Genomic DNA, 26,753 nt, shown 5'->3' with positions numbered 1-26,753 from the left:
GCCCGGCCGTCCGCCGCCGCACGGCCGACCGTGCGGCGGCGGGTGGCGCCTCAGCCCGCCGTGAGCGCGAGCCGGATCCAGCGCTCCGACTCCACGATCGCCACCCCCACGTCGAAGGCCTGCGGAGCGGCCGCGGCCTGCACCACCAGCCCCTTGAGCAGTCCCACGAAGGCCAGCGCGAAGGCCCCCGGGTCCACGCCGGCGCCCAGCTCCCCCTCCCGCTGCCCCTGCCCGACCACCTCGGCGGTCCACTGCCGGGTGCTGGCGTCCAGCTCCGCGACCGCGACGGTCAGCTCCGAGGCCCCGGCGAGCGCCTCGGCCCCGAGCACCACGAAGGCCCGGCCGAGGTCGGTCGGGTTGCGCACGCCCTCCAGGCAGCCGCGCGCGAACCCGCACAGTTCCTCCAGCGCACCCGCCCCGCTGCGCTCCGGGGCGGCCGCCGCCATCGCCTCGGCCAGTGCCGCCTCCTGGAGCCGGGCCAGCAGCGCGGCCTTCGAGCCGAAGTAGTGGGTGGCCAGGCCCCGGCTGAAGCCCGCCTCCTCCCCCACCCTGGCGAGCGTGACCCCGGTGCTGCCGTGCTCGGCGATCAGCCGGGCGGCGGCGGCGATCAGTGCGGTCTCGGCCCGGGCGCGCCGTTCGGCCTGGGTCCGGCGCGGCGGCACGTCCCGGGGGTCCCGGTCGCCGCGGTCCTCATCGTGCGTAGGCATAGCACCATGCTACGGTGAACTTGCTTGTTGGCTAACAAGTAACTTCCGGAGCAGCGGGCCCACCCCCCGACCCGCCGCCCCCGTGAGAAGGGAAGTCCCGATGACCGCCACGATGCTCGCCGGCCGGCTCGACGTCGCGAAGGGCGCCTTCGCCGTGGAGGAGGTCCCCGTCCCCGCCCCCGGCCCGGGCGAGGTCCTGATCAGGGTCGAGGCCGCCGGCGTCTGCCTCTCCGACGTCCACCTGATCGAGGGCATGCTCAAGCCGCTCCACCTCAAGGGCGACAAGGTCACCCTGGGCCACGAGGTCGCGGGCACCGTGCACACCCTCGGCGAGGGCGTGACCACCGCGGCCGTCGGCGACCGGGTGCTGCTCCAGGCCGGCGAGAGCCGCGACGGCGTCGTGTACACCCGCGGTGTGGACTACGACGGCGGCTGGGCCGAGTACGCGCTCGCCACCGCCACCACCCTGGTGCCGATCCCGGACGAGCTCCCCTTCGAGCAGGCCTGCTTCATCCCCGACGCGGTCTCCACCCCGTGGGCCGCCATCACCGCCACCGGCGCCGTGCGCCCGGCCGAGGCGGTCGGCGTCTGGGGCGTCGGCGGCCTCGGCGCCCACGGCGTGCAGCTGCTGCGCGCGATCGGCGCCTTCCCGATCGTCGCCGTCGACCCGCTGCCCGCCGCCCGCGAGCGCGCCCTGGCCTTCGGCGCCGACGCCGCCCTCGACCCGACCGACCCCGGGTTCGCCGGACTGCTGCGCGAGGCCACCGGCGGCCGCCCGCTGTCCGTCGCCTTCGACTTCGCCGGGGTCGCCCCGGTGCGCGAGCAGGCGATGGCCACCCTCGGCGAGCACGGCCGGCTGGTGCTGGTCGGCCTCACCGACAAGCCGCTGACCGTCACCAACGGCACCCTGGTCAGCTACCTGCGCCAGCAGATCCGCGGCCACTACGGCTCCGAGGGCCAGGACGTCGTCGACCTGGTCAACCTGGTCCGCGGCGGCCGGCTGGACTTCTCCCGCTCGGTGAGCGGTACCTTCCCGCTGGCCGAGGCCGCCCGCGCGGTCGAGGCACTGGAGCGCAAGGAGGGCAACCCGATCCGCCTGGTGCTCAAGCCCTGACCGGCCCCGCCCCGGCGGCCCGCCGACCCGGCGCCGTACCCACCGGACTGAGCCCGGCGGGTACGGCGCCGCCTCGCGCCCCTCGGCAGGTCCGGCGGCGCCCGGCTACTCCACCGCCGAGACGTGCAGCGCCGACGCCGACGCCGACGCCGGCGCCGGCGCCCGTTCCACCTCGGCCCCGGCGGACTCCCGGTACAGCGCGGCCCGGAACACCCCGTACAGACTCGCCGTCACCGTCACGGCCGCGCCCAGGCAGAGCGCCGACCCGGCCATCAGCCGCGCCCCGAGCCCGCGGTCGGTCGCCACGAGGCCCGCGACGAAGACCACCAAGCACGGGAACGTCGCCAGCTGGACCGGAATCGTCCTCCGGACCGACCCCCGCATGAACCGTCCGCGGTCCCGCCGGTACGCCTCCCGGGAGCTGCGCCGCGCCTCCCGCACCCCGGCCCCGTCGAGCACCAGCCCGGGCAGCGCCAGGTAGTTCGCCATCGACCACCCCGTCCCCACCAGCAGCAGCGACCCCAGCAGGCCCAGCAGCCCGAACGCCGCCCAGGCCACGATCACCCGCCACCGCGCCGCCGCCCGCGCCCAGCAGGCCCCGACCGCCACCGGCCGCCCCCGCAGCGCGTCGTCCGCCGCCAGCACCGTCACGGCGTTGAGGAAGGTGGCGACCACGGCCACCGGCAGCACCCCCACCACTCCCAGCACGACGCTGCCGCCGACCCGCACCTGCGCCCACACCAGCAGCGCCAGGAGCCCGCCCACCACCACCGTGGCGGTCGCCGGCAGCAGCACCAGCTCCTTGCGCCGCCACACCACCCGCGCCGACGCCCGCACGGATCCGTTGCCGCCCACCGCTACACCCCTTGCCCGCCGTCCCGAAGAGGCGCCCAGGCTACTGCCCCGGTCCGCCCCCACTGGGACCCTCCTCGGAGGTACCCCGCCGGACCTGCCGAACCCGGCAACTCCCCACCGGCGCCCGGTAAATGACATGCACGCTACTAGTCAACCGTCCAGTAGCACCCCTAGCGTCGACTCTTCCGCGCCCCCGACGGAGGAGTCCGCCTTGCGTCCACGCCAACGACAGCGAACCCGCCCCCTCCGGCTCCCGGCCGCCGCCACCGCAGCGGCCCTGCTCGCCACCGCCGCCCTGACCACCACGCCCAGCGCCACCGCCGCGCCCACCGCCGCGACGACGGCCGTCGCCGCCAACGACTACTGCGGCGGCCACTGCGCCGACATCCTGCCGCCCGGCGAGAACGGCAACGCCACCCTCTCCGACATCCTGCTCAACCGGGCCTTCGGCACCCGCCCCGCGCACACCGACGACCAGCTCGCCCCGTACGCCGCCCTCGCCTCCGGCTATCCCGGCCTGACCGAGGCCAAGCTCCGCGACTTCTTCAACGACGCCTCCTTCGGCGTCCCCGCCGACCAGGTGGCCAGCAGCATCAGCCCCCGCTCGGACGTCACCATCGTGCGCGACAAGGCCACCGGCGTCCCGCACATCACCGGCACCACCCGCTACGGCACCGAGTTCGGCGCCGGCTACGCCGCCGCCCAGGACCGGCTCTGGCTGATGGACCTCTTCCGGCACGTCGGCCGCGGCCAGCTGTCCGGCTTCGCGGGCGGTGCCGCCGCCAACCGCCAGCTGGAGCAGACCTTCTGGCAGGCCGCGCCGTACACCGAGGCGGAGCTGCAACAGCAGATCGACGCCATGGCCGCCCGCGGCGGCCGGGCCACCCAGGCGCTCTCCGACGCCACCGCCTACCTCGACGGCATCAACAAGTACGCCCAGGAGTCCTACAACGCCCGCACCTTCCCCGGCGAGTACGACCTGACCGGGCACATCGACCCGATCACCAACGCCGGCTCGATCGAACCGTTCAAGCTGACCGACCTGGTCGCCCTCGCCTCCGTGGTCGGCGCGCTGTTCGGCTCCGGCGGCGGCGGCGAACTCTCCTCCGCCCAGGTCAAGGCGGCCGCCGAGGCCAAGTACGGCAAGGACGCCGGCGACGTGGTCTGGAAGTCACTGCGCGAGTCCGACGACCCCGAGGCCGTCCAGACCCTGCACGACGGACAGAGCTTCCCGTACGCGACCGTCCCGGCCCAGCCGCAGGGCGAGGCGCTGCCCGACCCCGGCTCGGTGGTGCCCGAGCGGGTGATTTACGACCCCACCGGCTCCGCCAACTCCGCCACCACCAAGGCGAACGGCGTCCTGCCCGGCAACCTGCTGAGCGCCAAGCACGGGATGTCCAACGCCCTGCTGGTCTCCGGCGCGCACACCGACGACGGCCACCCGGCCGCCGTGTTCGGCCCGCAGACCGGCTACTTCGCCCCTCAGCTGCTGATGCTGGAGGAGATCCAGGGCCCCGGGATCAGCGCACGCGGCGCGGCCTTCGCCGGCCTGAGCTTCTACGTGCAGCTCGGCCGCGGCCAGGACTACGCCTGGAGCGCCACCTCGGCCGGGCAGGACATCACCGACACCTACGCCGTCCCGCTCTGCACCACCGACGGCTCCCCGGTCACCACCGCCGCCAACTCCTACCTCTGGCACGGCCAGTGCCTGCCCTTCGACCGGCTGGAACGCAAGAACGCCTGGAAACCGACCACCGCCGACTCCACCGCGGCCGGCTCGTACACCCTGGTGATGTACCGCTCCAAGTACGGCCTGGTGTCCGCCCGCGGCACGGTCGGCGGCGCACCCGTCGCCTTCACCTCGCTGCGCTCCACCTACCGGCACGAGGTCGACTCCATCGTCGGCTTCCAGGAGTTGAACGACCCGGGCACGGTGCACGACGCGGCGAGCTTCCAGCAGGCCGCCCAGGACATCAACTACACCTTCAACTGGTTCTACGCCGACTCGCGCGACATCGCGTACTACAACTCCGGCAGCAACCCGGTGCGCGCCCCCGGCGTGGACCCGGGGCTGCCGGTCAAGGCCCAGCCCGCCTACGAGTGGGCCGACTTCGACCCCACCGCCAACACCGCCCGGTACACCCCGGCGGCCCAGCACCCGCAGTCCGTCAACCAGGACTACTACATCTCCTGGAACAACAAGCAGGCGAACGGCTACACCTCGGCCGGCTTCGGCAACGGCTCGGTGCACCGCGGCAACCTGCTGGACGACCGGGTCAAGTCCCTGCTCCGCAACGGCGGGAAGGCGAGCCGGGTCTCGCTCACCCAGGCCATGGAGAGCGCCGCCCTGACCGACCTGCGGGCCGAGGACGTGCTGCCCGAGCTGATCCGGGTGCTACGCAGCGCGCCCGTCACCGACCAGGCCACCCTCACCGCCGTCCAGCAGCTGGAGGCCTGGCTCGCCAACGGCGGTCAGCGGAAGGAGACTTCACCGGGAAGCCACAGCTACACGGACGCCACCGCGATCCGGGTGATGGACGCCTGGTGGCCGCTGGTCGCCGAGGGCGTCATGCGGCCGGGCCTCGGTGACCCGCTGTTCGGCGCGCTGACCGGCGCCCTCCAGATCAACGAGTCCCCCTCCGGTGGCCAGACCAGTCCCGGCAGCGGCCCGACCAACGCCAACGAGGCCATCCCGCACAAGGGTTCGGCCTTCCAGTACGGCTGGTGGAGCTATCTGGACAAGGACCTGCGCTCCGTCCTCGGCGACCAGGTGGCCGGCCCGCTGGCCCGCCCGTTCTGCGGCGGCGGCGACCTCGCGGCCTGCCGGACGGTCCTGCTGAACTCCCTGAAGCAGGCCGCCGCCCAGACCTCCGCGCAGGTCTACCCCGGCGACGCAGACTGCCCGGCCGGCGACCAGTGGTGCGCCGACGCGATCATCCACCGCCCGCTGGGCGGGGTGACCGACCCCAAGAGCACCTGGCAGAACCGCCCGACCTACCAGCAGGTGGTGCAGTTCTCCAGCCACCGCTGACCGACCCCGCCGGGCCCCTCCAGCAGGGGCCCGGCGGCCGGTCACCGCGGTCCGCGCACCCGCCGCGCGACCGCCGCCGCGTCGTCCCGCAGGTAGCCGGGCTGGTCCCGCAGCCGCCGGGCCACCTTGACGTACGTCTCACGGCTGTCGCCCGTGGCCATCCGGTCCGAGGCGGCGTCGGCCAGCTCGACGACGGCCTCCACCAGCCCGGCGAGCGCCGCCAGCAGCACCGCCTCCTCCGACTCGGGGACCTTGTCGCGGCCGCTGTCCCGCGCCTTCGGCAGCGCGTTCTCCCGCAGCTGCCGCCGCGCCTCGTCGACCGCGTCGACCATCGCCCGTACCCCACTGTCCATCGCGGCCCCCTGCTCCGTTCGCTCCTCCGGCGTACCCCGCGAGCCTTCCCGCCCCCGCTTGGGCCCAACCCGGCGCGCGACCCGTGGAGACTGCCCCTAGCGTGGTCCGGGGACCGCCCGGACACCGCCGGGCCCGGGCCCACGACCCCCAGCAGGAGGCATGCCGACCATGACCGCCAAACTCTCCGAACTCACCGGCGACTACGTCCTCGATCCCACCCACACCCGGATCGGCTTCGTCGCCCGCCACGCGATGGTGACCAAGGTCCGCGGCGCGTTCCACCAGTTCGAGGGCTCCGCCCACCTGGACGGCAACGACCCGACCCGCTCCACCGGCCAGGTGGTGATCAAGGCCGAGAGCATCGACACCGGCGTGGAGCAGCGCGACCAGCACCTGCGCACCAACGACTTCCTGGACGCGCCGAACTTCCCCGACATCACCTTCCGCGCCACCGCGGTCGAGGCCCGCTCCGAGACCGACTACCGGGTCACCGGCGACCTCACCATCAAGGACACCACCCGCCCGGTCACCATCGACTTCGAGTACACCGGCAACGCCGTCGACCCGTACGGCAACCTCCGGGTCGGCCTGGAGGGCTCGGTCACGATCAGCCGCAAGGAGTACGGGGTCACCTGGAACGCGGCCCTGGAGGGCGGCGGCGTCCTGGTCGGCGACAAGATCGTCCTGGAGTTCGACATCTCCGCGATCCGCCAGGGCGGCTGACCCGGCCGAACCGCCGGGACCGGCCCGAACCCGCCGGAAACCGTTGCCCCACGCACGAGTTCACGCCGGAGCCCGGCCACCGGCGGAGCCCGCCCGGTTAGTCTCCTGTCATGCCGACAGAACACTCCCTCGCCACCGGCCAGCGCTCCCTGGGCGACCCCGCCCTCGACTTCCCGCTCTGGCCCCCGCTCACCGCCGGCTGTCCGCGCACCAGCACCGAAGACGTCTCCTACCCCGTCGAGGTCGACTACGCCTACGACAAGGCCGACCCGGCGGCCCTGTTCGCCCCCGCCCCGGTGCGCGGCGGCCTGGAGCGCTGGGCCCCGCTGCTGCCGCCGCTGCTCTCGCCCGGCCTGGGCGAGGGCGCCACTCCGCTGGTGGAGATCGAGCCCGGGGTGTACGTCAAGGACGAGTCCCGCAACCCCACGTGGAGCCACAAGGACCGGCTGAACCGCTGCACCACCAGCGCCGCCGTGGGCGTCGGCGCCGCCGGCATCGCGGTCGCCTCCTCGGGCAACCACGGCGCCGCGGCCGCCGCCTACGCCGCCCGCGCCGGACTGCGCTGCGTGGTGTTCACCGGCCCGGACGTCCCGCCGAACGTCGACTCCTTCCTCGACGCCTACGGCGCCGTGGTGCTCCCGGTGCCGTGGGAGGCCCGCTGGCCGCTGCTGCGCCAGGTGGTCGACCGGCTGGGCCTGCACCCGGTCAGCAACCTGACCACCACCCACACCGGGCACGCGTACGGCCCCGAGGGCTACAAGACCATCGCCTACGAGATCTTCCAGGACGTCGGCCTGCCGAGCGCGGTGTTCGTCCCCACCGGCTACGGCGAGCTCCTGTTCGGCGTCTGGAAGGGGTTCACCGAGCTGGTCCGGCTGGGTCTGACCGACCGGGTGCCGCGCGTCCACTCCTGCGAGACGGTCACCTCGGGGCCGCTCGCCCGGGCGGTCGCCGAGGGGCTGCCCGCCGCCCGCGTGACGGTCCGCCCGAGCGCGGCGTACTCGATCAACTCCCCGGTCAGCGGCTATCGCGGCGTGCTCGCGGTCCGCGAGAGCGGCGGCCGGGCGCTGACCCTGACCGACGCCCAACTCACCGACGCGAAGGAGGAGATGGCCAGGGCCGGGCTCTGGGCCGAGCTGTCGGCGGCGGCCGGCCTGGCCGGGCTGCGCAGCCTCGGCGAGCCGGACCTCTCGGACGGCCCGGTGGTCTGCGTGTCGACGTCCAGCGGCTTCAAGGACTCGGGCGTCGGCACCCGTCGCACCGATCCGGTCGCCCCCGAGTGGGAGGCGGTCAGCCGAGTGCTGCGCGAGGCCGGCATCACCGGCTGAACCCGGGTGCCCCGATCGTCGGCGGACACCCTGCGCACGCCTGCTGTTCGCCCGCCCGTCCGCCCTCGTAAGGTCGCCGTAGGGTCGGTGTTCGCCGAGCGCCAGCAGGCTGACACCCTCCGTCAACTCCCCCCGCATGTCGAAGGGTAGCCACCGTGTCGCGTCCCCTCCGCCGCCTGCTCCCGCTCGCCGTCGCCGTCGCGGCGGTGCCCGTGCTCGCCCTGCCCGCCCTCCCGGCCGGCGCGGTCTCGTACGGCACCCCGACGATCACCTTCTCGGCCGGGTACCTCTCCGGCGCGGTCGGCGCCACCGGCGACCCGACCGTGACCGTGACGGTCGCCCAGTCCGGCGCCTCGGTCTCGGCGCTGACCGTCGCCGCCTCCGCCACCACCCGCAGCGCCGTGGCCCGCACCGGCGACGTCACCGTGACCGGCACCACCGGCACCCGCACCCTCGCGGTCGCCGCCCAGGGCGTCGGCTACGCCGACCTCACCATCAAGGTCACCGGCCTCGGCGGCAAGAGCGCCACCCGCACCCTGCACTACGCCGCCTCCCCCGCCGTCCAGTCCTCCGCCACCAGCCGCTACCTGACCGGCTCCAGCGACGCCTCGGCCGCCGTGGACGCGGGCGGCGGCTACCTCGTGGTCGGCGACGACGAGTCCAACACCCTGCGCCTGTACGACCGCAACAACTCCGGTGCGCCAGTGCGCACCTGGGACTTCAGCTCGGCCCTCGGCGTCTCCAAGGAGATCGACATCGAGGGCGCCACCCGGGTCGGCAACACCATCTACTGGACCGGCTCGCTCGGCAACAACAAGGACGGCGTGGTCAAGCCGGACCGGCACACCGTCTTCGCCACCACCGTCACCGGCTCCGGCGCCGACACCCAGCTGTCCCTGACCGGTTCGTACCACGGCCTGCGCGACGACCTGATCGCCTGGGACAACGCCCACGGCAAGCACTACGGCTTCGCGGCCGGCGCCGCCGACGGCCAGGTGCCCAAGCAGATCGACGGGTTCAACGTCGAGGGCCTGGAGTTCGCGCCCGGCAGCACCAGCACCGCCTACATCGGCTTCCGCGCGCCGCTCACCCCGGCCGTCACCGGTGGCCGGGCGCTGCTCGTCCCGGTCACCAACTTCCCCTCGCTGCTGAATGGTTCGGCCTCACACGCGACCTTCGGCGACGCGATCGAGCTGAACCTCGGCGGCCTGTCGATCCGCGACATCCGCCGCAACGACCTCGGCCAGTACCTGATCGTGGCCGGCTCCTGGTCCGCCGAGGACAACTCCGCCCCGTACGCGCTCTACCGCTGGAACGGGCAGCCCGGCTCCCAGCCGACCAAGCTGACCGACCTGCCGACCAGCGACTACGGCGCCTGGGAGGCCGTCCCGGACGTCCCGGACCTGGACGCCCCCGGCGCCCGCGCCCAGCTGATCACCGACGACGGCTCCGCCGACCTGTACGGCGACGCCACCGCCGCCAAGGACCTCACCCACCCCGAGTGGAAGAAGTCCCGCAGCACCTGGTTCACCCTGAACTGACCGCGCGGCAGGGCCCCTTCGGCGGATCCGCCGAAGGGGCCCTGCCCGTTCCCGCGGCCTCCCTCGCCGGAGGCAGCCCCGGTCAGAGCTCGACCAGCACCTTCCCCCGGCTGGCCGAGCGGTCCAGGTAGAGGCCGCGGTAGGCCGCCGGGATGCTGTCGAACCCCTGGTGCACGGTCTCCTGGTACGTCAGCTCCCCGCTGCTCACCAGGGCCCCGAGGTCCCGCCGCAGCGCGGCCCAGTTCTCCTCGGTGAACCACTCCAGCGAGAAGATGCCGCGGATCGTGGTACGCGGGAACATGATCATCGGCAGCAGCCGCGGCCCCGCCCAGTCCCCGCCGACCTGGCTCCCCCACTGCCAGCAGACGGCCACCCGGCTCTCCACCGCGAGCATCCCGAAGACCACGTCGGTCAGCACCCCGCCGAGGCTGTCGAAGTACCGGTCGATGCCCTCCGGAGCCAGCTCGGCCAGTTCCTTCTCCAGCCGGTCGGGCTCGTCGCCGTCGCGGTACAGCAGCACCCCGTCGAAGCCCAGCTCCCACAGCCGCGCCGCCTTCTCCGGCGACGCCGTGGTGCCGATCACCCGCCCGCCCCGGTGCTTCGCCAGCTGCCCGACCAGCGAACCGACCGCCCCGGAGGCGCCGCTGACCAGCACCGTCGACCCCGGGCGCACGTCGAGGAACTTCTCGACCGTCCCCCAGGCCGTCATCCCCGGCCCGCCCAGGACGCCGAGCGCGGTGGTCAGCGGCAGGGTCTCGTCGTAGTGCGAGGGGTCCAGCCGGCGGAAGGCCGGGAAGACCATCGGGAAGGTGCCGGTCTGCCAGAGCCGCTGCTCGCCGTTGCTGACCAGGTGGGTGCGCCAGCCGCCGAAGCCCTGCACCAGGTCGCCGACCGCGAAGCGCGCGGCCGGCCCCGCCTCCACCACCTCCATGATCGAGTCCGCACCCATGTGGTCACCGATCGGGGTGTCCAGCGCGATGCCCTGGAGGTACGGGTCCACCGAGACGTACCGGGTGCGCAGCAGCATCTCGTCCTCGGCGAGCCCGACGTCCACCTCCTCCACGACCTTCCGGTACATCCGGTCGACGTCCGGCACACCGTCCACGTGCTCCCGGACGACCCACTTCTCGATCCTCACGAGGTGACTCCAAACTGCCGGTCGGAGGGGCCGACCGGTTCGATGAGCAGGGTGGGCAGTGGTGCGCTGTCGTCCACCTCGGCGGTGAAGGGTCTGCCGTCGTCCCGGCAGACGAACTGGACGACGTGCCGGCCGGCCGCGGCCGCCCTGATCAGCCCGCCGGTGGTCGCCCAGACTCCGGAGAGGTAGAAGTTCGCGAGGCCGGGCAGCCCCGGGCCGTTGCGCTTGACCTCCTCCTCCAGGGTCTCGCCGCTCTCCACGAAGGGCTGCCAGCCCAGCACCGTGCCGTTGTAGTTGCCGGTGTAGCGGACCTGGGTGAGCGGGGTGGAGACGTCCTTGACGGCCACCGCCTCGCTCAGCCCGGGGTGGTGGCCGTCCAGGAACTCGACGATGGTGTCGCGCACCCGGCGCTTCTCCCGCTGGTACTCCCGCCCCCGGCCGACCGGCAGGGTGTGGAGCTCCTCGCCGCGCCGTACCCGGGGCGTCTGCTCCGGTCCGGTGCTCAGCTCCCGCCAGGGCTCGATGTCGCAGAAGTAGCTGGCGTACACCACGGTGGTGTCGGCGGGCGACAGCTCCGGGTAGTGCCGGCTGCGGAACTGGACGTTGATGCTCGGGTGCCGGATGCCGGTGAGCCGCTCGGCGACCTCGTCCTCCAGCAGGTAGGTGGTGCACGGGTCCCCTGCGGGGAAGGGCCGGCGCAGGCCGAGGAAGACCGTCATGTAGCCGGGGAAGACCATGCCCGGCTCGGAGATGGTCTGGGTGTACAGCCGGCGGTAGGTGTCGCTCAGGTAGCGGCCCTTGAGCAGGTCCATCATGGTGGTCCGCCCGTCGCAGGCGGCCACCACGATGTCGGCCCGCACCTCCTGGCCGTCGCTCAGCCGCACCCCCACCGCCCGGTCGTCCTCGACCAGGACCTCGGTCACCTTGGTGTTGTACGTGATCTCGCCGCCCAGCCGCCGGTAGCGCTGCTCGATCGACTGTGCCAGCCCCAGCGAGCCGCCCTCCGGCACCCCGGCCGACTGCCCGGCGTGGCAGGCGAGCTGGAAGTAGTTGGGCAGTACCGGGAAGTTGGGATGCTTCTCGTACAGGATGAAGTTGAACGCCTCGCGCAGCAGCGGGCTCCTGAACCGCGCCGAGTAGTCGCTCATCAGCACCGTGATCGAGCGCCGGATCACGTTGAAGTACGGCAGGAAGGAGGCGAGCATCCGCGTCCGTTCCCACCGGCCCATCAGCCCGACCGGCTTGAGGAAGGGGTAACGGGCCAGCGCCAGACGGAACTTGCGCAGCCCTGCGCAGAACTGCCGGATCTGCCGGGCGTCCTCCGGGGCGAGGTCCAGCAGGTGGGCCTCCAGCCGGTCCGGGTCGGAGTAGAAGTAGACCGCCCGGCCGTCCCGGGTGCGCACCACGTTGAAGACGTCGAAGTTGCGCATCCGCTTGCCCTGCAACGCGCCGAGTTCGAGCCAGATCTGGTGCATCTCGTTGCCGGGGCCGCTGCCCAGCAGCCAGCTGATGCAGCAGTCGAAGGTGAACTCGCCGCGGTCCCAGCCGGTGCAGCAGCCGCCGGGGATCTCGTGCATCTCCAGGATCCGGGTGCGGTAGCCGTTCATCTGGGCGTAGCAACCGGTGGACAGGCCGCCGAGCCCTCCGCCGATGATGACCATGCTCCGCCTGTCGCCGGTCGTCGTCCCGCTCACTCCGCCACTCCCACTTCCGCCACTCCCGGTTCCGGCACGCCCACGTCCGACACGCCCGGTTCCGGCAGCCCCACGGTGGCCCGGCCGAGTTGCGGCAGGCGGCCCCACTTGCCCGGGTGCCAGGGTTCTCGGTTGTCGCTGGGCCAGGCCCGGAACGGCACGCCCAGCTCCCGGCAGAGGTACTGCGCGGCGAACCGGCCGCTGGTGGCGGCCCGGATCAGCCCGCCGAGCGCGGTCCACTGGCCCGCCATGGAGAAGCCGCTCAGCCCGGGCAGCCGCATCCGGTCCCGGTTGACCAGCCGGTTGGCGGCGTCCTCGGCCTCGGAGAAGGCCTGCCAGGCCAGGATGCTGCCGTAGGTGTTGCCGGTGAACCGCTCGGTGGTCACCGGTGAGGCGACGTCCACGAGTTCGATCCGCCGGCCGAGCCCGGGGTACGTCCGCTCCAGGAACTCCCGGACGAACGAGGCGACTTCCTGCTTGCGGGCCCGGTACGCCCGGCGGTCGCCGGTCCGCAGGTCCTTCCAGGAGCGGTAGTCGCTGAAGTAGGTGCAGTGCAGCACCGACTTGCCCGGCGGCGCGAAGCCGTCCGCGTAGGAGGAGCGCAGCTGCACCACCAGGCTGCGCTGGAGCGTGCCGGGCAGCCGGTCGCCGTCCTCGGGGGACAGCAGGTAGGTGGTGCTGTGCGGCTCGCCCTCGGGCAGCGGGCCGTCGATGCCGACGAAGGCGGAGACCACCGCCGGGTAGAGGTTGCCCGGCTTGTCGAGCAGTTCGCCGTACAGCTTCTCGGTGGCGGGGCTGGAGTAGCGGCCCTCCAGCAGCCGGTCGAGCACCGTCGGGCCGTCGCAGGCGGCCACCACGTGGTCGGCGTAGTGCCGTGACCCGTCCTTGAGTTCCACCCCGATCGCGCGCCCGTCCTCGATCAGGATGCGCTCCGCCCGGCGGCGGTAGCCGATCACCCCGCCGAGCGAGGTGTAGCGCTCCTCCACCGAGCGGGCCAGCCCGAGCGAACCGCCCTGCGGGAAGCCCGCGTTGCCGTTGTGCGCGGCCGCCAGGGTGTACAGGTACGGCAGCAGCGGGAAGCCCGCGGGCTCCTGGAGGAACATGTTGGGGAAAGCCCGCCGCAGCAGCGGGTCCTGGAAGCGCTCGGCGAAGCCGCTCATCGGGGTGGTGGCGGTGCGCCAGAACAGCCGGAACGCGGGCAGGACGGCGCGCAGGGTGCGCAGCCGTTCCGCCGTGGTGCGCAGCGGCGGCGGGGTGAGGTCCCAGGGCAGCTCGGTCGCGGCGAAGCGGCGCAGGTCCCGGCAGAAGGCCCGGATCGGCTTGGCGTCGCCGGGCGCGACGGCCAGCAGGTGGGCCTCCAGCCGGTCCGGGTCGCCGTAGAAGGTGACGGCCCTGCCGTGTTCGTCGACCACCCGGTTGAAGGTGTCGAAGAGGGTCACCGACTTGCCGTCCAGGGCGCCGAGTTCGCTCCAGACCTGGTGTGCGCCGGTGCCCTCGGCGGTGCCGATCAGCCAGTCGATGCAGTAGTCGAAGAGGTAGCCGTGCCGGGACCACGCGGTGCAACAGCCGCCGGGCAGCACGTGTTTCTCGAAGATCCGGGTCTCCAGGCCGCTCATCTGCGCGTAGCAGCCGGTGGCGAGGCCGGCCAGGCCGGCCCCGATCACGATGACCCGGGGCGGGCCGCCGGGGGCCCGCTCCCTGGTGGACCAGTCGGGTCCGCGGTCAGCCACGGGCATCGGCGGTGCCCCCGGCCAGGATGGCGCCCGCCAGTTCGGCGTTGCGGGCCGCGAAGTCCCCGTCGAGCATCTCGGCGTGGACGCCGTGGCCGACGTACACCGCGGTTCCGGTGGTGGAGGCGCCGTGCCAGGAGCCCGGTTCGCCGCCCACGTGCACGGACAGCCGCTCGCGTTCGCAGACCACGTCCAGCTGGGCCGTCACCGTGCCGGTGTTGGGCGTGCGGCTGCAGAACTCCAGGTAGTCCCTGGCCTGTTCGAGGGTCTCCCGGGCGACGATCCGCGAGCCGGTGTGGCGGTGCAGGTGCTCGTGGAGTTCGCGTTCGAAGACGGCCAGGTGTTCCTCGCCGAGGTCGAAGGCCTCGGTGACCCGGTAGGCGTCCACCATCAGCACCGAGCCGACGGTGCGTCCGCGCCGTTCCAGCTCCTTGGCCACCTCGAAGGCCAGGTTGCCGCCGAGCGAGTAGCCGAGCAGGACGTACGGCCCGGAGGCGTGCAGCTGCTCGACCAGGTCCGCGTAGCGGGCCGTCTTGTCGTCGCCGGTCAGGTAGTTGAACGCGGCGATCCGGTGCTCGGGCAGGTGCGCGGCGAGCTGCCGGTAGACCAGCCCGTGGCCGCCGGCCGGCGGGAAGCAGAAGACCGTACGGTCCTCGGGTGCCTCGGGGTTGAACCAGAGGTGCGGCTCGCCGCCGGCCACCTCGCCGGTGATGATCTGCTCGACGGTGCGGGCCATGCCGTGCAGGGTGGTGACCTTGAACAGCAGGCCGACCGGGATGGCGATGTTGAACTCGCTCTGGAGGTGGTGGATCAGTTCGATGAGCCGGATCGAGCTGCCGCCGAGCTCGAAGAAGTCGTGCTGGAGACCGACTTCCGCCAGGCCGAGGAGGTTCTTCCAGTGCTCGGCGACGCTGGTCTCGTAGAGCGTGACGGGCGGTTCGTGCTGGGCCCCCGCGGTGTCGGCCTTCGGTTCGGGCAGCGCCGCGAGGTCCACCTTGCCGTTCGGGGTGAGCGGCAGGGCGGGCAGCTCGGTGAGGTAGGAGGGGATCATCACGGTGGGCAGGTGCTCGGCCAGGTGGCGGCGCAGTTCGCGGCGGTCCAGTGTGGTGCCCTCGGCGGGCACCACGTAGGCGGCGAGCACGGCCTCGCCCCTGGTGTCCTGGCGGACCGCCACGCAGGCCTGGGCGAGTTCGGGGCGGGCGGTGAGGTGGGCCTCGATCTCGCCCAGCTCGATCCGGTGGCCGCGGACCTTGACCTGGTTGTCGATCCGGCCGAGCAGGTGCACGGTGCCTTCGGTGTCCCAGTGGCCGAGGTCGCCGGTGCGGTAGAGCCGCAGGGGCGTGCCGTCGGGTTCCAGGGTGACGAAGCGGCCGGCGGTCTGCTCGGGGTCGTTGGGGTAGCCGGCGGCGACGCCGGCGCCGCCGATCCACAGCTCGCCGGGCACGCCCACCGGGACGGGCTCGCCGTAGGGGTCGAGGATGTACACCGCGCTGTTCGGGAACGGCCGGCCGATCGGCACCATCCGGCCGGGTTCCAGCCGCTCGGCCGCGCCCTCGTAGTAGGTGCTGTCGACGCTGGCCTCGGTCAGCCCGTAGGAGTTGACCAGCCTGGTCCGCGGGCCACAGAGGGCGCGCACCCGCTGGTGCTCGGCGGCCTTCCAGGAGTCGGAGCCGACGATCAGCAGCCGCAGGAAGTCCAGCGTCAGGCCGTCGCGCTCGCAGTGCGCCAGCAGCGCGCGGGCCACGGCGGGCACGAACTCGCCGCCGTCCACGGCCTCCTCGCGCATCACCCGGTACAGCCGGGCGGTGTCGAAGAGCAGCTCGCGGTCGACCAGTACGAGGGTGCCGCCGGTGCTGAGCGCCCGGGCGAGGTCGCCGGAGAACACGTCGAAGGCGGTGCCGGCCATCTGGAGGTGCACCCGGACGTCGGTGTCCAGCCGGTACTCGGCGCGCCAGCCCGCGGTGACGGCGGCCAGGTTGCGGTGGTCGACCCTGACCCCCTTCGGGCGGCCGGTGGAGCCCGAGGTGTGGATCACGTAGGCGGCCCGGTCCGGGTCCGCGGCGGGCAGCGCCACCGCGGTGCCCGCGGGCCGGTCCAGCTCCTCCAGGGTCACCGGTGTGGCGGGCAGTGCGGCCGGCAGCGGGCGCCGCTGGTCGACCACCACCAGCGCGGCTCCCGCGTCGGCCACCTGGTGGGCGATCCGGTCGGCCGGGTGGCCGGGGTCGAGCGGCAGGTAGGCGGCGCCGGCCCGCCAGATCGCCAGCAGGACGGTGATCAGCTCGGGTGACTTGTCCAGGCAGACCGCCACCACCGAGCCCTCGCCGACGCCGAGTTCGCGCAGCCGTACGGCGGTGCGCTGGGAGCGCCGGTCCAGTTCCCCGTAGGTCAGCCGGCGGATCCGGTCCCGGCCCGGCGCGACCACGGCGATGGCCTCCGGCCGCTCGGCGGCGGCCTTGGCGATCAGCTCCGGCACCGGGGTGTCGTGCTCGATCCGGCGTTCGGCGCCGCTGAAGCCGGTGAGGATCTCACGGCGTTCGGCGTCGCCCAGCATCCGCAGCCGTCCGACCGGCTCCGCCCCGGCCGAGCGGGTCATGGCGTCCAGCAGGTTGCGGTAGTGGGCGGCGAGCCGTCGGACGGTGGCGGGCTCGAAGAGGTCGGAGTTGTACTTGAAGACGCAGTGGAAGCAGCCGTCCGCGCGGTCCTCGTAGGCGGACAGCGTGAGGTCGAACTGTCCTTCCTCCTCCGGCAGTTCGATGTACTCCAGGCGGTATCCGAAGCGCTCCACGGCGACCTTGTGGGTGAGCAGGATGAACATCGCCTGGAACACCGCGGAGCGGCTCGGGTCGTGCTGGAGCCCCAGCTGCTCGACCAGCAGCGGGAAGGGGTACTCCTGGTTGTCCAGCCCGCCGAGCACGCTCTCGCGCACCCTGGCCAGCAGCTCGGCCACCGTCGGCTCCCCCGCCAGACTCACGTGCAGCGGCAGGGGGTTGACGAAGTAGCCGTAGACGGAGGCGAACTCCTCCTGGGTGCGGCCGGTGACCGGGCTGCCGACCACGACGTCCGGCTGCCCGGACCACCGGTGCAGCAGCAGGTAGTAGGCGCCGAGCAGCACCATGAACGGGGTGGCCCCGTTTGCGCGGGCCAGCTCGTGGACCCTGGAGGTGAGTTCGGCGTCCAGCCGGAAGAACTCGGAGGCGCCGTTGTGGGTCTGCACGGCCGGGCGCGGCTTGTCGGTGGGCAGCGCCAGCACCGGCATCCCGGCCGGCAGGCGTTCGCGCCAGTAGTCGAGCATCCGCCGCGCCTCGGGCCCGGCCAGGAAGCGGTTCTGGTGGTTGAGGAAGTCCAGGTAGCGGGCGGGCACCGGGGGCAGTTCCGGGGTGCGGCCCTGGCGCAGCGCCTCGTAGACCTCGAACAGCTCCTCGATGAAGGTGAAGGTGGAGATCGCGTCCGAGACGATGTGGTGGACGGCCTTCATCAGCACCCAGCGGTCCGGCCCGCGCCGGAACAGCCGCAGCCGCACCAGCGGGTCCTCGGCGAGGTCGTACGGCCGCCGGTACTCGCGGACGATCAGCTCGTGGATCTCCTCCCACGGCCGGCCCTCGACGTCGAACAGCCCGGTGTCGGCCTCGGCCTCGGCCCTGATGTGCTGGACGGGGCGGCCCTCCTCCGCCGTGAAGGCGGCGCGCAGCTCGGGGTGCCGGGCGACCAGGAGGCGGAAGGCCGCGAACATCGCGTCCGGGTCGAGCTCGGCGCGCACCTCGACGGCGCCGCCGATGTTGTACGCGAAGCCGTCCGGGTGCAGCAGGCGCAGGAACCAGAGCGCCTGCTGGTTGTGGGTGAGCGGGTGGCGGGACTCGTCGGTGTACAGCTCCACCTCGGCCTCGGCCGGGCCGCCGTCGGTGGCGAGCCGCTCGGCCAGGCCCTCGGTGAGCAGGTCGGCCAGGTCGCCGACGGTGCCGTTGCCGAGCAGGGCCACCACCGGCAGGGCGACGCCCAGTTCGCCGTGCACCCGGGCGCGCAGCTCCATCGCGAGCAGCGAGTCCAGGCCGTGGGCGCCGAGCCTGGTGTCCCGGTCGATCCGCTCGGCGCCGATCCGCAGGACGGCCGCGGCGGCGGCGGTGAGCCGCTCGGTGACCAGTTCGGACCGGGTCTGCGGGTCGGCCGCGCGGTAGGCGTCCAGGAAGCCGCCGGTCGCGGCCGGGGCCTGCTCGGCGGCGTTCGCCGCCAGGTCGGCGACCAGCGGCGGCGGCGCCGGGTACCAGGCGAGGAAGGTCGGCCAGTCGACCACGGTGGCGACCAGCAGCTGGGCGCGGTCCTGGCCGAGGACGCGCTCCAGGACGGCCGTTCCGGCGTCGGGCGGCAGCGAGCTCATGCCGCGGGCGTCGCGGTAGTGGGCGACCAGGCCCAGCTCCTCGATCATGCCGGTGGCCCAGGGGCCCCAGTCCAGGCTGAGCCCGGGCAGCCCGTCGGCCCTGCGGTGGTGGGCGAGGGCGTCCAGGAAGGCGTTGCCGGCCGCGTAGTTGGTCTGCCCCGCGGTGGTGAGCAGCGAGGCGACGGAGGCGAACAGCACGAAGTGGTCGAGCGGTTCGTCGCTCAGCAGCCGGTGCAGCAGGTGGCCGCCGACCACCTTGGGGGTGTAGCCGGCGTCGAAGGACGGCCGGTCCATCTGGGCCAGCAGGGTGTCCTTGACCTGCCCGGCGAGGTGGAACACGCCCCGGATCGGCGGGCGCTGGCGCTGCCGGTAGTCGGCGAGCCAGTCCGCGAGGGCGGCCTCGTCGGTGACGTCCACCGGGGCGATCAGCGGTTCGGCGCCGAGCGCCTGGAGTTCGCGCAGGAAGGCGATCCGCTCGCCGGCCGGGGTGTCCGGGTCGGTGTGCGCCCACTGGGAGCGCTCGGGCAGGGCGGTGCGGCCGACCAGGATCAGCCGCCGGGCGCCGCGCCGGACGAGGGTGCGGCAGAGCAGCCGGCCGAGGGCGCCGAAGGCCCCGGTGACCAGGTAGCTGCCGTCGGGGCGCAGGACCGGCGGCAGCGGGCGGGTGAGGCCCTCGGCCTGCCGCAGCCGGCTGGTGAGCCTGGCGCCGGCCCGCAGCGCGATCTCCTGCTCGTCGTGGGCGGTGAGTTCGGCGAGCAGCGCCTCGGCCTGGTCGGCGGCGCCGACGGCCGGGTCGAGGTCGATCAGGGTGCCGCGCTGGGCGACCAGCTCCTGCTGCCACAGCACCCGGCCGATGCCCCAGGCGGGGGCGCCGAGCGGTTCGACCCGGTCGCCGGGGACGGCGGGCTGGGTGCCCCGGGTGACGATGTGCAGCCGGCCGTCCGGGCGGGCGGCGGGCAGGGCCTGGGCGAGGGTGATCAGGGAGTAGCCGCCGAGGGCGGCGAGCGGGCCGAGCCGGTCCGCGGCGGTGGCGGCCAGCGCGGGCTGGTCGAGGTTCCAGAGGTGGACGACGGTGCCGAAGCCCGGGTCGAGGTCGGCGAACAGCCGCTGGACGTCCTCGGCGGAGTCGGGCCGTACGGTCGAGTGCCCGTCGCCGTGCCGGTACCCGGTGCCGGGCCTGATCAGGTGGCAGCGGGCGCCGCGCTCGGCGGCCAGTGCGGCCAGCCGCTCGGCGAGACCGCCCTCGTCGGCGAAGAGCAGCAGGTCGCCGGGGGTCCCCTCGCTGGCCGGCTCGGGCGCGGCCACCCAGGCGACCTCGGTGAGCCAGCCGTCGATGGTGGCGAGCCCGACGGAGGCCGGGGCCTGGGCGACGTCGGCGACCCGGAAGCCGGTGATCCTGCCGACCGGGGCGCCGTCCTCGGTGTGGAGCGCGAGGTCGCCGACGAGTTCCTCGCCGCTGTCCCGGGTGACGGTGGCGTGCACCCACAGCGGGCGGTCGCCGATCTCGTCGAGCCTGACCTCCTCGATCGAGACCGGCAGCCGGACGCTGCCGTCCTCGGGCGCGTCGAGCCGGGTGGCGAGCAGGGCCTGGAAGCAGCCGTCCAGCAGCACCGGGTGCAGGTGGTGGCCGGCCGCGTCCGGGCCGAGCTGTCCGGTCGGCCGGATCCGGGCGAGCGCCTCGCCCCGGCCCGTCCACACCTCGGCGACGGTCTGGAAGGCCGGTCCGTAGTGGTAGCCGCGCTCGGCCAGCTGCCGGTAGCAGTCCGGCCCGTCGAGGTGCCGTCCGCGGGCGCGCAGCGCGTCCACGTCCAGGGCGGGCCCGTACGAGCGGCGCTGGCCGGTGCGGACCCGGCCGCTCGCGTGCACGCCCGGCTCGCCGCCGGCCGGAGTGGAGGTGACGGTGAAGCGGGCGTCCTCGGGCGCGTAGCCGAACTGGACCGGGACGGGCTCGGTCTCGGAGAGGAACAGCGCCCGGTTCAGCTCGATCTCGGCCAGCGTCACCTCGGTGCCGCCGGTCAGGGTGCGGACGGCCTGGGCCGCCATCTCCAGGTACCCGGCGGCCGGGAAGACCACCTGGCCCTCGATCCGGTGGTCGCTCAGGTAGGGCAGCCGCTCGGGGTCGAGCGCGCTGGTCCAGCCGGGCTGGGCGCTCGCGGTGCGGCGGCCGAGCAGCGGGTGGTCGAGCCGTCCGAGCCGGACCTGCTCGACCGGCCTGGGCTCCACCCAGTAGCGGTCGCGCCGCCACGGGTAGGCAGGCAGCGGCACCGGGCGGCCGGCCGGGTGCAGCGCGTTCCAGCTCAACTCGACGCCGAGGGTGTGGAGTTCGGCAAGGCTGCGGGCGAAGCGCTCGGGCTCGTCCTGCTGCCGGCGGATCGACGGGAGGGTGTGCGTCTGCTCGGCGCACTCACGGATCGCGTGACCGAGCACCGGGTGCGGGCCGAGCTCCAGGAACAGCCCGTGCCCGTCCTCGGCCATCCGCTCGACGGCGGCCCGGAAGCGCACCGGGTTGCGGACGTTCTGCCACCAGTACGCGCCGTCCAGCTCCGGCCCGCGGGCGAGCCCCTCGCGGGCGGTCAGGTAGAGCGGCAGCCGCGCCTCCTGCGGCTTGATGACGGTGAGCGCGGCGACCAGCTCGTCCCGGATCGGGTCCATCCGCACGCTGTGGTACGGGACTTCGACGTCCAGCAGGCGGGCGAAGACGCCCTGCTGCCGCAGTTCCCCGGCCAGCTCGCGCAGCGCCTCGGTGTCCCCGGCCAGGGTCACCGCGGAGGGGCTGTTGACCGCGCCGAGCGAGACCTGGCTGCGGTACGGGCGGATCCGGCGCTCGGCCTCGGCCTCCGGCAGGCCGACCGCGAGCATGGTGCCGGTGCCGGCCAGGCGCTGCTGGAGCCGGCTGCGGGCGAGCACCACCCGCACCGCGTCGGCCAGGTCGTACACCCCGGCCTCGTGGAAGGCGGCGACCTCGCCGGTGCTGTGGCCGACGACCGCGTCGGGGCGCAGGCCGTGGCTCCGCCAGAGCGCCGAAAGCCCCACCTGGACGGCGAAGTTGGCGGGCTGGGCGAGCCAGGTCTCGGCCATCCTGGAGTCCGCCTCGTCGCGGCCCAGCTCGGTCAGCAGGGACCAGCCGGCCTGCGCGCGGATCTCCCGGTCGACGGCCTGCACGGCCTCGCGGTAGACCGGCTCGTGCTCGTGGAGCCCCCGGCCCATCCCCCACCACTGCGGGCCCATACCGGTGAACACCCAGGCCAGGCGGCGCTGTCGGCGCTCCCTGGCGCGGCCCTGGACCACCCGCGGGTGCTCCTCGCCGCGCTCGCACGCGGCCAGCGCCTCGTCCAGGTCCTCCCGGGTGGAGTAGACCACGCCGAGCCGCTCGGGCAGGTGCTGGCGGCGGTGCGCCAGGGTGTGGCCGAGGTCGGCCAGGGACGTCCCGCCGGCCAGCTCCTGCCGTACGGCGGCGGCCAGTTCGGGCAGTCCCGCGGTGTCCTTGGTGCTCAGCGGCAGCAGCGTACGGGCCGGCTCGGCGACCGGCAGGGCGGGGCCCGCCTGCGGCGGCTCCTCCAGCAGGACGTGGGCGTTGGTGCCGCCGAACCCGAAGGAGTTGACGCCGGCCCTGGCCGGGCCCCGGTGCTCGGGCCACTCGACCGGGGCGGTCGGGATCTCGAACGGCAGCGCGGCCAGGTCGATGCCGGGGTTGGGCCGCTCCAGGTTGAGGTGCGGCGGGATGCGGCGGTGCCTGAGCGCGAGCGCGGTCTTGATCAGCCCCGCGACGCCGGCCGCCGCCTCGGTGTGCCCGATGTTGGTCTTCACCGAGCCGACGTAGCAGCGGTCCCCGGCACGGCGGCCGATGCCGAGCACCCGGCCGAGGGCGGCGGCCTCGATCGGGTCGCCGACCGGGGTGGAGGTGCCGTGCGCCTCGACGTACTGGAGGCTGCCGGGCAGCACCCCGGCCTCGGCGCAGACCCGTTCGATCAGGGTGACCTGGGCGTCCGCACTGGGGACGGTGATGCCGTTGGTGCGGCCGTCCTGGTTGACGCCGCTGCCGATGATGACGGCGTGCACCGGGTCCCCGTCGCGCAGCGCGTCGGAGAGCCGCTTGAGCACGACCACACCGACGCCCTCGGCCCGGACGTAGCCGTCGGCGGAGGCGTCGAAGGCGCGCGATCGGCCGTCCGCGGACAGGAAGCCGCCCTTGGTCTCGGCGATCGTGTACTGCGGCGCCATGTGCAGCAACGCACCGCCGGCCAGGGCTAGTTCGGTCTCGCCGCGGAGCAGGCTCTGGCAGGCCAGGTGTACCGCGACCAGGGAGGAGCTGCACGCGGTGTCGATCGATACGCTCGGCCCGCGGAAGTCGAAGCAGTGCGAGATCCGGTTGGACACCATCGTCATCATGGTGCCGGTGGCGGTGTGCGCGGCGATGGTGTCGAAGGCGAGGTCGGCGAACTGGAGGATCTTCCAGTCGAGGGTGAAGGCGCCCATGTAGACGCCGACCTCCCGGCCGGCCAGTGCGCCGGGGCGCAGGCCGCCGTCCTCCAGGGCCTCCCAGCTGACCTCCAGGAGCTTGCGCTGCTGCGGGTCCATGTGCTCGGCCTCGCGCGGGCTGATCCCGAAGAAGTCCGGGTCGAAGGTGTCGAAGCCGTCGATGTAGCCGCCCCGGCCGCCGATCAGCCGCCCCGGCTTGGCCCGGTCCCTGCTGCCCAGGGTCGCGGTGTCGTAGCGGTCGGCTGGCGTCTCGGTGAGACAGTCCCGGCCCTCGATCAGGTTGCGCCAGTAGGAACGGTGGTCGTTGGCGTGTCCCGGCAGGCGGCAGCCGATACCGGTGATCGCGATGCGCTCGCGGGGCACGGCGAAGGGCGAGGAAGTCATGATCCAATCCGAGGGTGATGGCGTGGCGCCGGGGACGCGGTCAGGTGGAGGCGGCCTCGCGGGCCGGGGTTTCAGACGGACTGCTCGGTGGTCTTGGCCCGGCGCCACGGGTGCAGCAGAGTGGCGCCGAACTCCCCGGTGGCGGGGAACGCGGCCGGGTCGGTGAGGCCGACGGCCTTCGGCACTCTGCCGGGCCGCCAGGTGAAGCTCCCGAACACGTGATCCCAGAGCGAGAGGTCGGAGGCGTAGTGGCCGGCTTCGGCGAGGTCGGTGCTGTGGTGCAGGCGGTGGAGTTCCGGGCCGGCCAGGATATGGCCGAGCGGGCCGATTCGGACTTCGATGTTCGCGTGGACGAAATACCCCTGAGCCAGGACGAATATTCCGACCACGAACACTGAATCCGGTGAGAAGCCGATGAGCGCCAGCGACAGTTGGACCACGGACTGCGCGGCGAACACGTCCAGGAAATGATTCACGCCGTTGTTCGCGACGTTCACCTTCCCCGGGACGTGGTGCACCCCGTGCAGCCGCCAGAGCCACCGGTTGCGGTGGGACCAGCGGTGCACGAGGTAGTCGCCGAGCGAGCCGACCAGCAGCGCGAGTGGGATCTCCACCGCGAACGGCAGCGCCGGGTGGGCCGGGCCGAGCAGTACCACCAGCGTCGCGACCAGCCCCTGGGCCAGTCCGCCGCCGACCATGCTCAGCACGAAGTAGACGCTGTACCAGCCGAGTTCGCGACGATTCGGATGCCAGTCGGTCCGGTACGGGATGACCCGTTCCAGGACTGCCAGGTAGGCGATGACGGCGATCAGAAAGAGCGAGGAGACCCGGTCCGTCGCCCAGTGGAAGTGCAGGGTCGCAACGGCCGTGCACAGCACACCCAGGAGCAGGAGCGGATGGGCGAGCCGGCGGGCAATGGCTGACAGCACGCGCCCCCCGTTCTTCGCGAACTAACGACTGGAAACGTCAGAGACTCTAGCGGCAGATCTGCGTCGTGACAGTCATTCGACGTGTTAACTCCATGAATGACCCGATCGGCGGACTATACGCGCACAAAGTTGACGTTTGGGCGGCGCAAAGGGGGCGCATTGTGTGAATTACGCGGGAGTTGCCGGGGCACGACCGCTGTCGTTCCAGCAGGTGAGCGCCCTCGCACGCCCCTTCCGCGCCGCCCTGCGCCGCCCTCGTTCCGGCCAATCGGGCACCGGACGTCACGGTCCCCCGGACGGCCGTCGGTCAGGAGCGGGCCGGTTCCGTCAACCGGTGTGCGGCGCGGGGCGCGTGCGCCGCGAGACGGTCGCGCAGACCGCGCAGCTCGTACTCGACGAGCGCGGGCAGGGCGGTGGCCCCGGTCGCCTCCAGGGCGGGGGCGAGCAGTTCGACGGCCGCATCCGGATCGTGCGCGCAGACCAGGCAGTCGGCCGCCCGGACGACGAAGAGCAGCCGGCTGGACGGCAGTTGGTTCGGGCCGAGCAGGCCGAGGGCGGTCTCGGTGGCGCGCAGCGCCCGGCGGGCCAGCCGGGGATCGTCGGTGGCCGCGGCGAGGTCACGCAGCGCGGCCGCCGCGGCGGACTCCACCCGCATCCGCATCGAGGCGATGGAGAGCCAGGGCACGTCGGCCTCGTCCTCCGCGCCGATGTGGTCCAGGTGCGCCCGGGCCAGGCCGATCTCCCGGACGGTCGCCCTGACCTCCCCGGTCAGGGCGTACGCCCTGGCCCGGCTGATCCGGCCCATCGCGCCGGCCCAGGGCCGGCCGGGGGCGGCCCGTTCGATCTCGCCCGCGTAGCCGAGGGCGGCGACCGGATCGCCGTCCAGCCGGGCCAGGATGCTCATGTCGCTGAGCGTGCCGACCAGGGTGGCCCGGTCGGAGGCCAGCCCGGCCCAGGTGAGCGCGCGGTCGTAGCAGGCCATCGCGGTGGCGTTGCGGCCGTCCTGCATCCGCAGTGCCCCCGCCGCGTGGGAGTGCTCGGCGGCCAGCCGGACCAGCGGTCCGCGCTGCGCGGCGGGGGCGGCGGCCAGCCGGGCGAGTACGGCGTGCAGGGTGCGCTCGACGGCGGCGGCCAGGCCGAGCCGGTCGCCAGTCTCGCCGGAGCGCAGGTGGGCGGCGAGCAGCCCGGTCAGGGCGTGCACGGTCTCGGCGTCCAGCGGGCGCGCGGCGGCCGGGTCGGCGAGCGCCCCGGGGGCGCAGAACTCGGCGTGCAGGGCGGCGACTTCGTCGGGCCCGGGGACCTCGCAGCCCTCGGCGCCGTGCAGCGGGCAGAGCAGTCCGTAGTCGGGCAGCCGCGGCGGAGCGGGGGCCGGGACGGGGACGGGTGTGCCGAGCGGTGCCCCGCCGGGCAGCGGGGGCCGGAGCAGCGCGGGCTGGAGGGCCTCCAGCCCGCCTAGTTCGGCACTCTCGGAACGCTGACAGGCCGCGCTCAGCTCGCCACCGGCTCCGAGGAGCTCGTCGATCCGGTCGGCGATCCGGGGGGTGACCCGGCGGGCGCCGTGCTCGATCCGGCTGACCGCGGTGTGGTCGTAGCCGATCCCGGCACCGAGCTGTGCCTGGGTGAGGCCGGCCCGGCGCCGCCAGTGCCGCAGCCGGGCGCCGAACTCCCGCCAGGCGTCCTGCCCCCGGCCGGTCGGCGGTGCCGGAACCCCTGTCGCGGGGGTCACACGGTTCCGCTCCACGGCTGCCTCCCGGGCGCGTCGTCCCCGGCCGGGCGCGGGGCCCGCCGACGGTTCCAGTGATTCCGACGACTCCGATGATGAGGACGGTACTCGATCGCCGCCCGCCTCGTACATGACGTGGTCTCAACCACTTGAAGGAAACCGCAGCTTGACGGAATTTGCCAACCCCTTGCATCGCGTGCACCAGCCATTGACCAGAACATGACGCCGTGTGAGTGTTCGGGCACCCGAGCGCGGACGGCCCGCACGGCCGTCCCCCCAGACACGGCCCTGCGGTGCGCCACCAGCCACACCGTCCGCGGTCGAGGACCCCCACATGCGAGGAGCCTCGATGCAACGCAGGATTACCGCAGGAAGGTTGCTGACCACGGCAACCACCCTGACCGTGCTGGCCGGCATGTTCGCCGCCACCGCGGGGCCGGCCACCGCCGCGCCCACCCCCGCCCCCGCGCCGCCCAGCGCTCTGGCCGCCGCCGTGAACCACGGCAACCACCCTGACCGTGCTGGCCGGCATGTTCGCCGCCACCGCGGGGCCGGCCACCGCCGCGCCCACCCCCGCCCCCGCGCCGCCCAGCGCTCTGGCCGCCGCCGTGAACGCCGCCGACGCCGCGGTCGCGGCCGGCTTCGACGCCC

Annotated in this window: 14 protein-coding genes; 5 read left to right on the top strand and 9 right to left on the bottom strand. The window is 73.7% G+C overall.

Annotated features, from left to right (window positions below):
- Positions 1–50 precede the first annotated feature (50 nt).
- A complete protein-coding gene (locus BU198_RS06275) occupies positions 51–707 on the bottom strand; it encodes a TetR/AcrR family transcriptional regulator (protein WP_188295843.1) in 657 nt (218 codons plus the stop codon).
- A 100-nt stretch (positions 708–807) separates the two neighbouring features.
- On the opposite strand from BU198_RS06275, the gene BU198_RS06270 reads away from it, so the two are divergent.
- Positions 808–1,821, top strand: a complete 1,014-nt coding sequence (locus BU198_RS06270) for a zinc-binding dehydrogenase (RefSeq protein WP_223244006.1) — start codon at positions 808–810, stop codon at positions 1,819–1,821.
- Positions 1,822–1,926: 105 nt separating this feature from the next.
- Here BU198_RS06270 and BU198_RS06265 read toward each other — a convergent pair whose 3' ends face one another.
- Entirely contained in the window at positions 1,927–2,676 is a 750-nt protein-coding gene (locus BU198_RS06265; RefSeq protein WP_188295842.1) for a hypothetical protein, read from the bottom strand.
- Between the two features lie 211 nt (positions 2,677–2,887).
- Here BU198_RS06265 and BU198_RS06260 point away from each other — a divergent pair, with 211 nt between their 5' ends.
- The gene (locus BU198_RS06260) at positions 2,888–5,707 is read left to right on the top strand and encodes a penicillin acylase family protein (RefSeq protein ID WP_411293153.1); all 2,820 of its coding nucleotides are present in this window, start codon (positions 2,888–2,890) and stop codon (positions 5,705–5,707) included.
- A gap of 41 nt (positions 5,708–5,748) precedes the next feature.
- Here BU198_RS06260 and BU198_RS06255 read toward each other — a convergent pair whose 3' ends face one another.
- The gene (locus BU198_RS06255; RefSeq protein WP_188295840.1) at positions 5,749–6,060 is read right to left on the bottom strand and encodes a hypothetical protein; all 312 of its coding nucleotides are present in this window, start codon (positions 6,058–6,060) and stop codon (positions 5,749–5,751) included.
- Between the two features lie 169 nt (positions 6,061–6,229).
- On the opposite strand from BU198_RS06255, the gene BU198_RS06250 reads away from it, so the two are divergent.
- From BU198_RS06250 to BU198_RS06240, 3 genes are all read left to right on the top strand, one after another.
- On the top strand, positions 6,230–6,784 hold the full coding sequence (locus BU198_RS06250) for a YceI family protein (RefSeq protein ID WP_188295847.1): 555 nt from the start codon (positions 6,230–6,232) through the stop codon (positions 6,782–6,784).
- Between the two features lie 110 nt (positions 6,785–6,894).
- On the top strand, positions 6,895–8,112 hold the full coding sequence (locus tag BU198_RS06245; RefSeq protein ID WP_188295839.1) for a pyridoxal-phosphate dependent enzyme: 1,218 nt from the start codon (positions 6,895–6,897) through the stop codon (positions 8,110–8,112).
- Positions 8,113–8,267: 155 nt separating this feature from the next.
- Positions 8,268–9,653, top strand: a complete 1,386-nt coding sequence (locus BU198_RS06240; protein ID WP_411293152.1) for a hypothetical protein — start codon at positions 8,268–8,270, stop codon at positions 9,651–9,653.
- Positions 9,654–9,735: 82 nt separating this feature from the next.
- On the opposite strand, the gene BU198_RS06235 is transcribed toward BU198_RS06240, so the two are convergent.
- The 6 genes from BU198_RS06235 to BU198_RS06210 all read right to left on the bottom strand — a co-directional run bounded on the left by BU198_RS06235 (position 9,736) and on the right by BU198_RS06210 (position 26,105).
- Complete coding sequence (locus tag BU198_RS06235) at positions 9,736–10,791, bottom strand: zinc-binding dehydrogenase (RefSeq protein ID WP_188295838.1); 1,056 nt, start codon at positions 10,789–10,791, stop codon at positions 9,736–9,738.
- Complete coding sequence (locus BU198_RS06230; RefSeq protein ID WP_188295845.1) at positions 10,788–12,452, bottom strand: phytoene desaturase family protein; 1,665 nt, start codon at positions 12,450–12,452, stop codon at positions 10,788–10,790. The genes BU198_RS06235 and BU198_RS06230 overlap by 4 nt, the downstream gene beginning before the upstream one ends.
- A 29-nt stretch (positions 12,453–12,481) precedes the next feature.
- A complete protein-coding gene (locus BU198_RS06225) occupies positions 12,482–14,221 on the bottom strand; it encodes a phytoene desaturase family protein (protein ID WP_188295837.1) in 1,740 nt (579 codons plus the stop codon).
- Positions 14,208–23,450, bottom strand: a complete 9,243-nt coding sequence (locus tag BU198_RS06220) for a hybrid non-ribosomal peptide synthetase/type I polyketide synthase (RefSeq protein ID WP_188295836.1) — start codon at positions 23,448–23,450, stop codon at positions 14,208–14,210. The genes BU198_RS06225 and BU198_RS06220 overlap by 14 nt, the downstream gene beginning before the upstream one ends.
- Positions 23,451–23,521: 71 nt before the next feature.
- Positions 23,522–24,379: a sterol desaturase family protein gene (locus BU198_RS06215; protein ID WP_411293151.1), complete on the bottom strand. Its 858-nt coding sequence runs from the start codon at positions 24,377–24,379 to the stop codon at positions 23,522–23,524.
- Between the two features lie 307 nt (positions 24,380–24,686).
- Complete coding sequence (locus BU198_RS06210) at positions 24,687–26,105, bottom strand: helix-turn-helix transcriptional regulator (protein WP_317619992.1); 1,419 nt, start codon at positions 26,103–26,105, stop codon at positions 24,687–24,689.
- Between the last annotated feature and the right edge of the window lie 648 nt (positions 26,106–26,753).

It is taken from the genome of Streptomyces sp. CBMA156 (assembly GCF_014596515.1).
Taxonomy (GTDB): domain Bacteria; phylum Actinomycetota; class Actinomycetes; order Streptomycetales; family Streptomycetaceae; genus Kitasatospora.
This window is presented reverse-complemented; position numbering and strand designations above follow the sequence as displayed.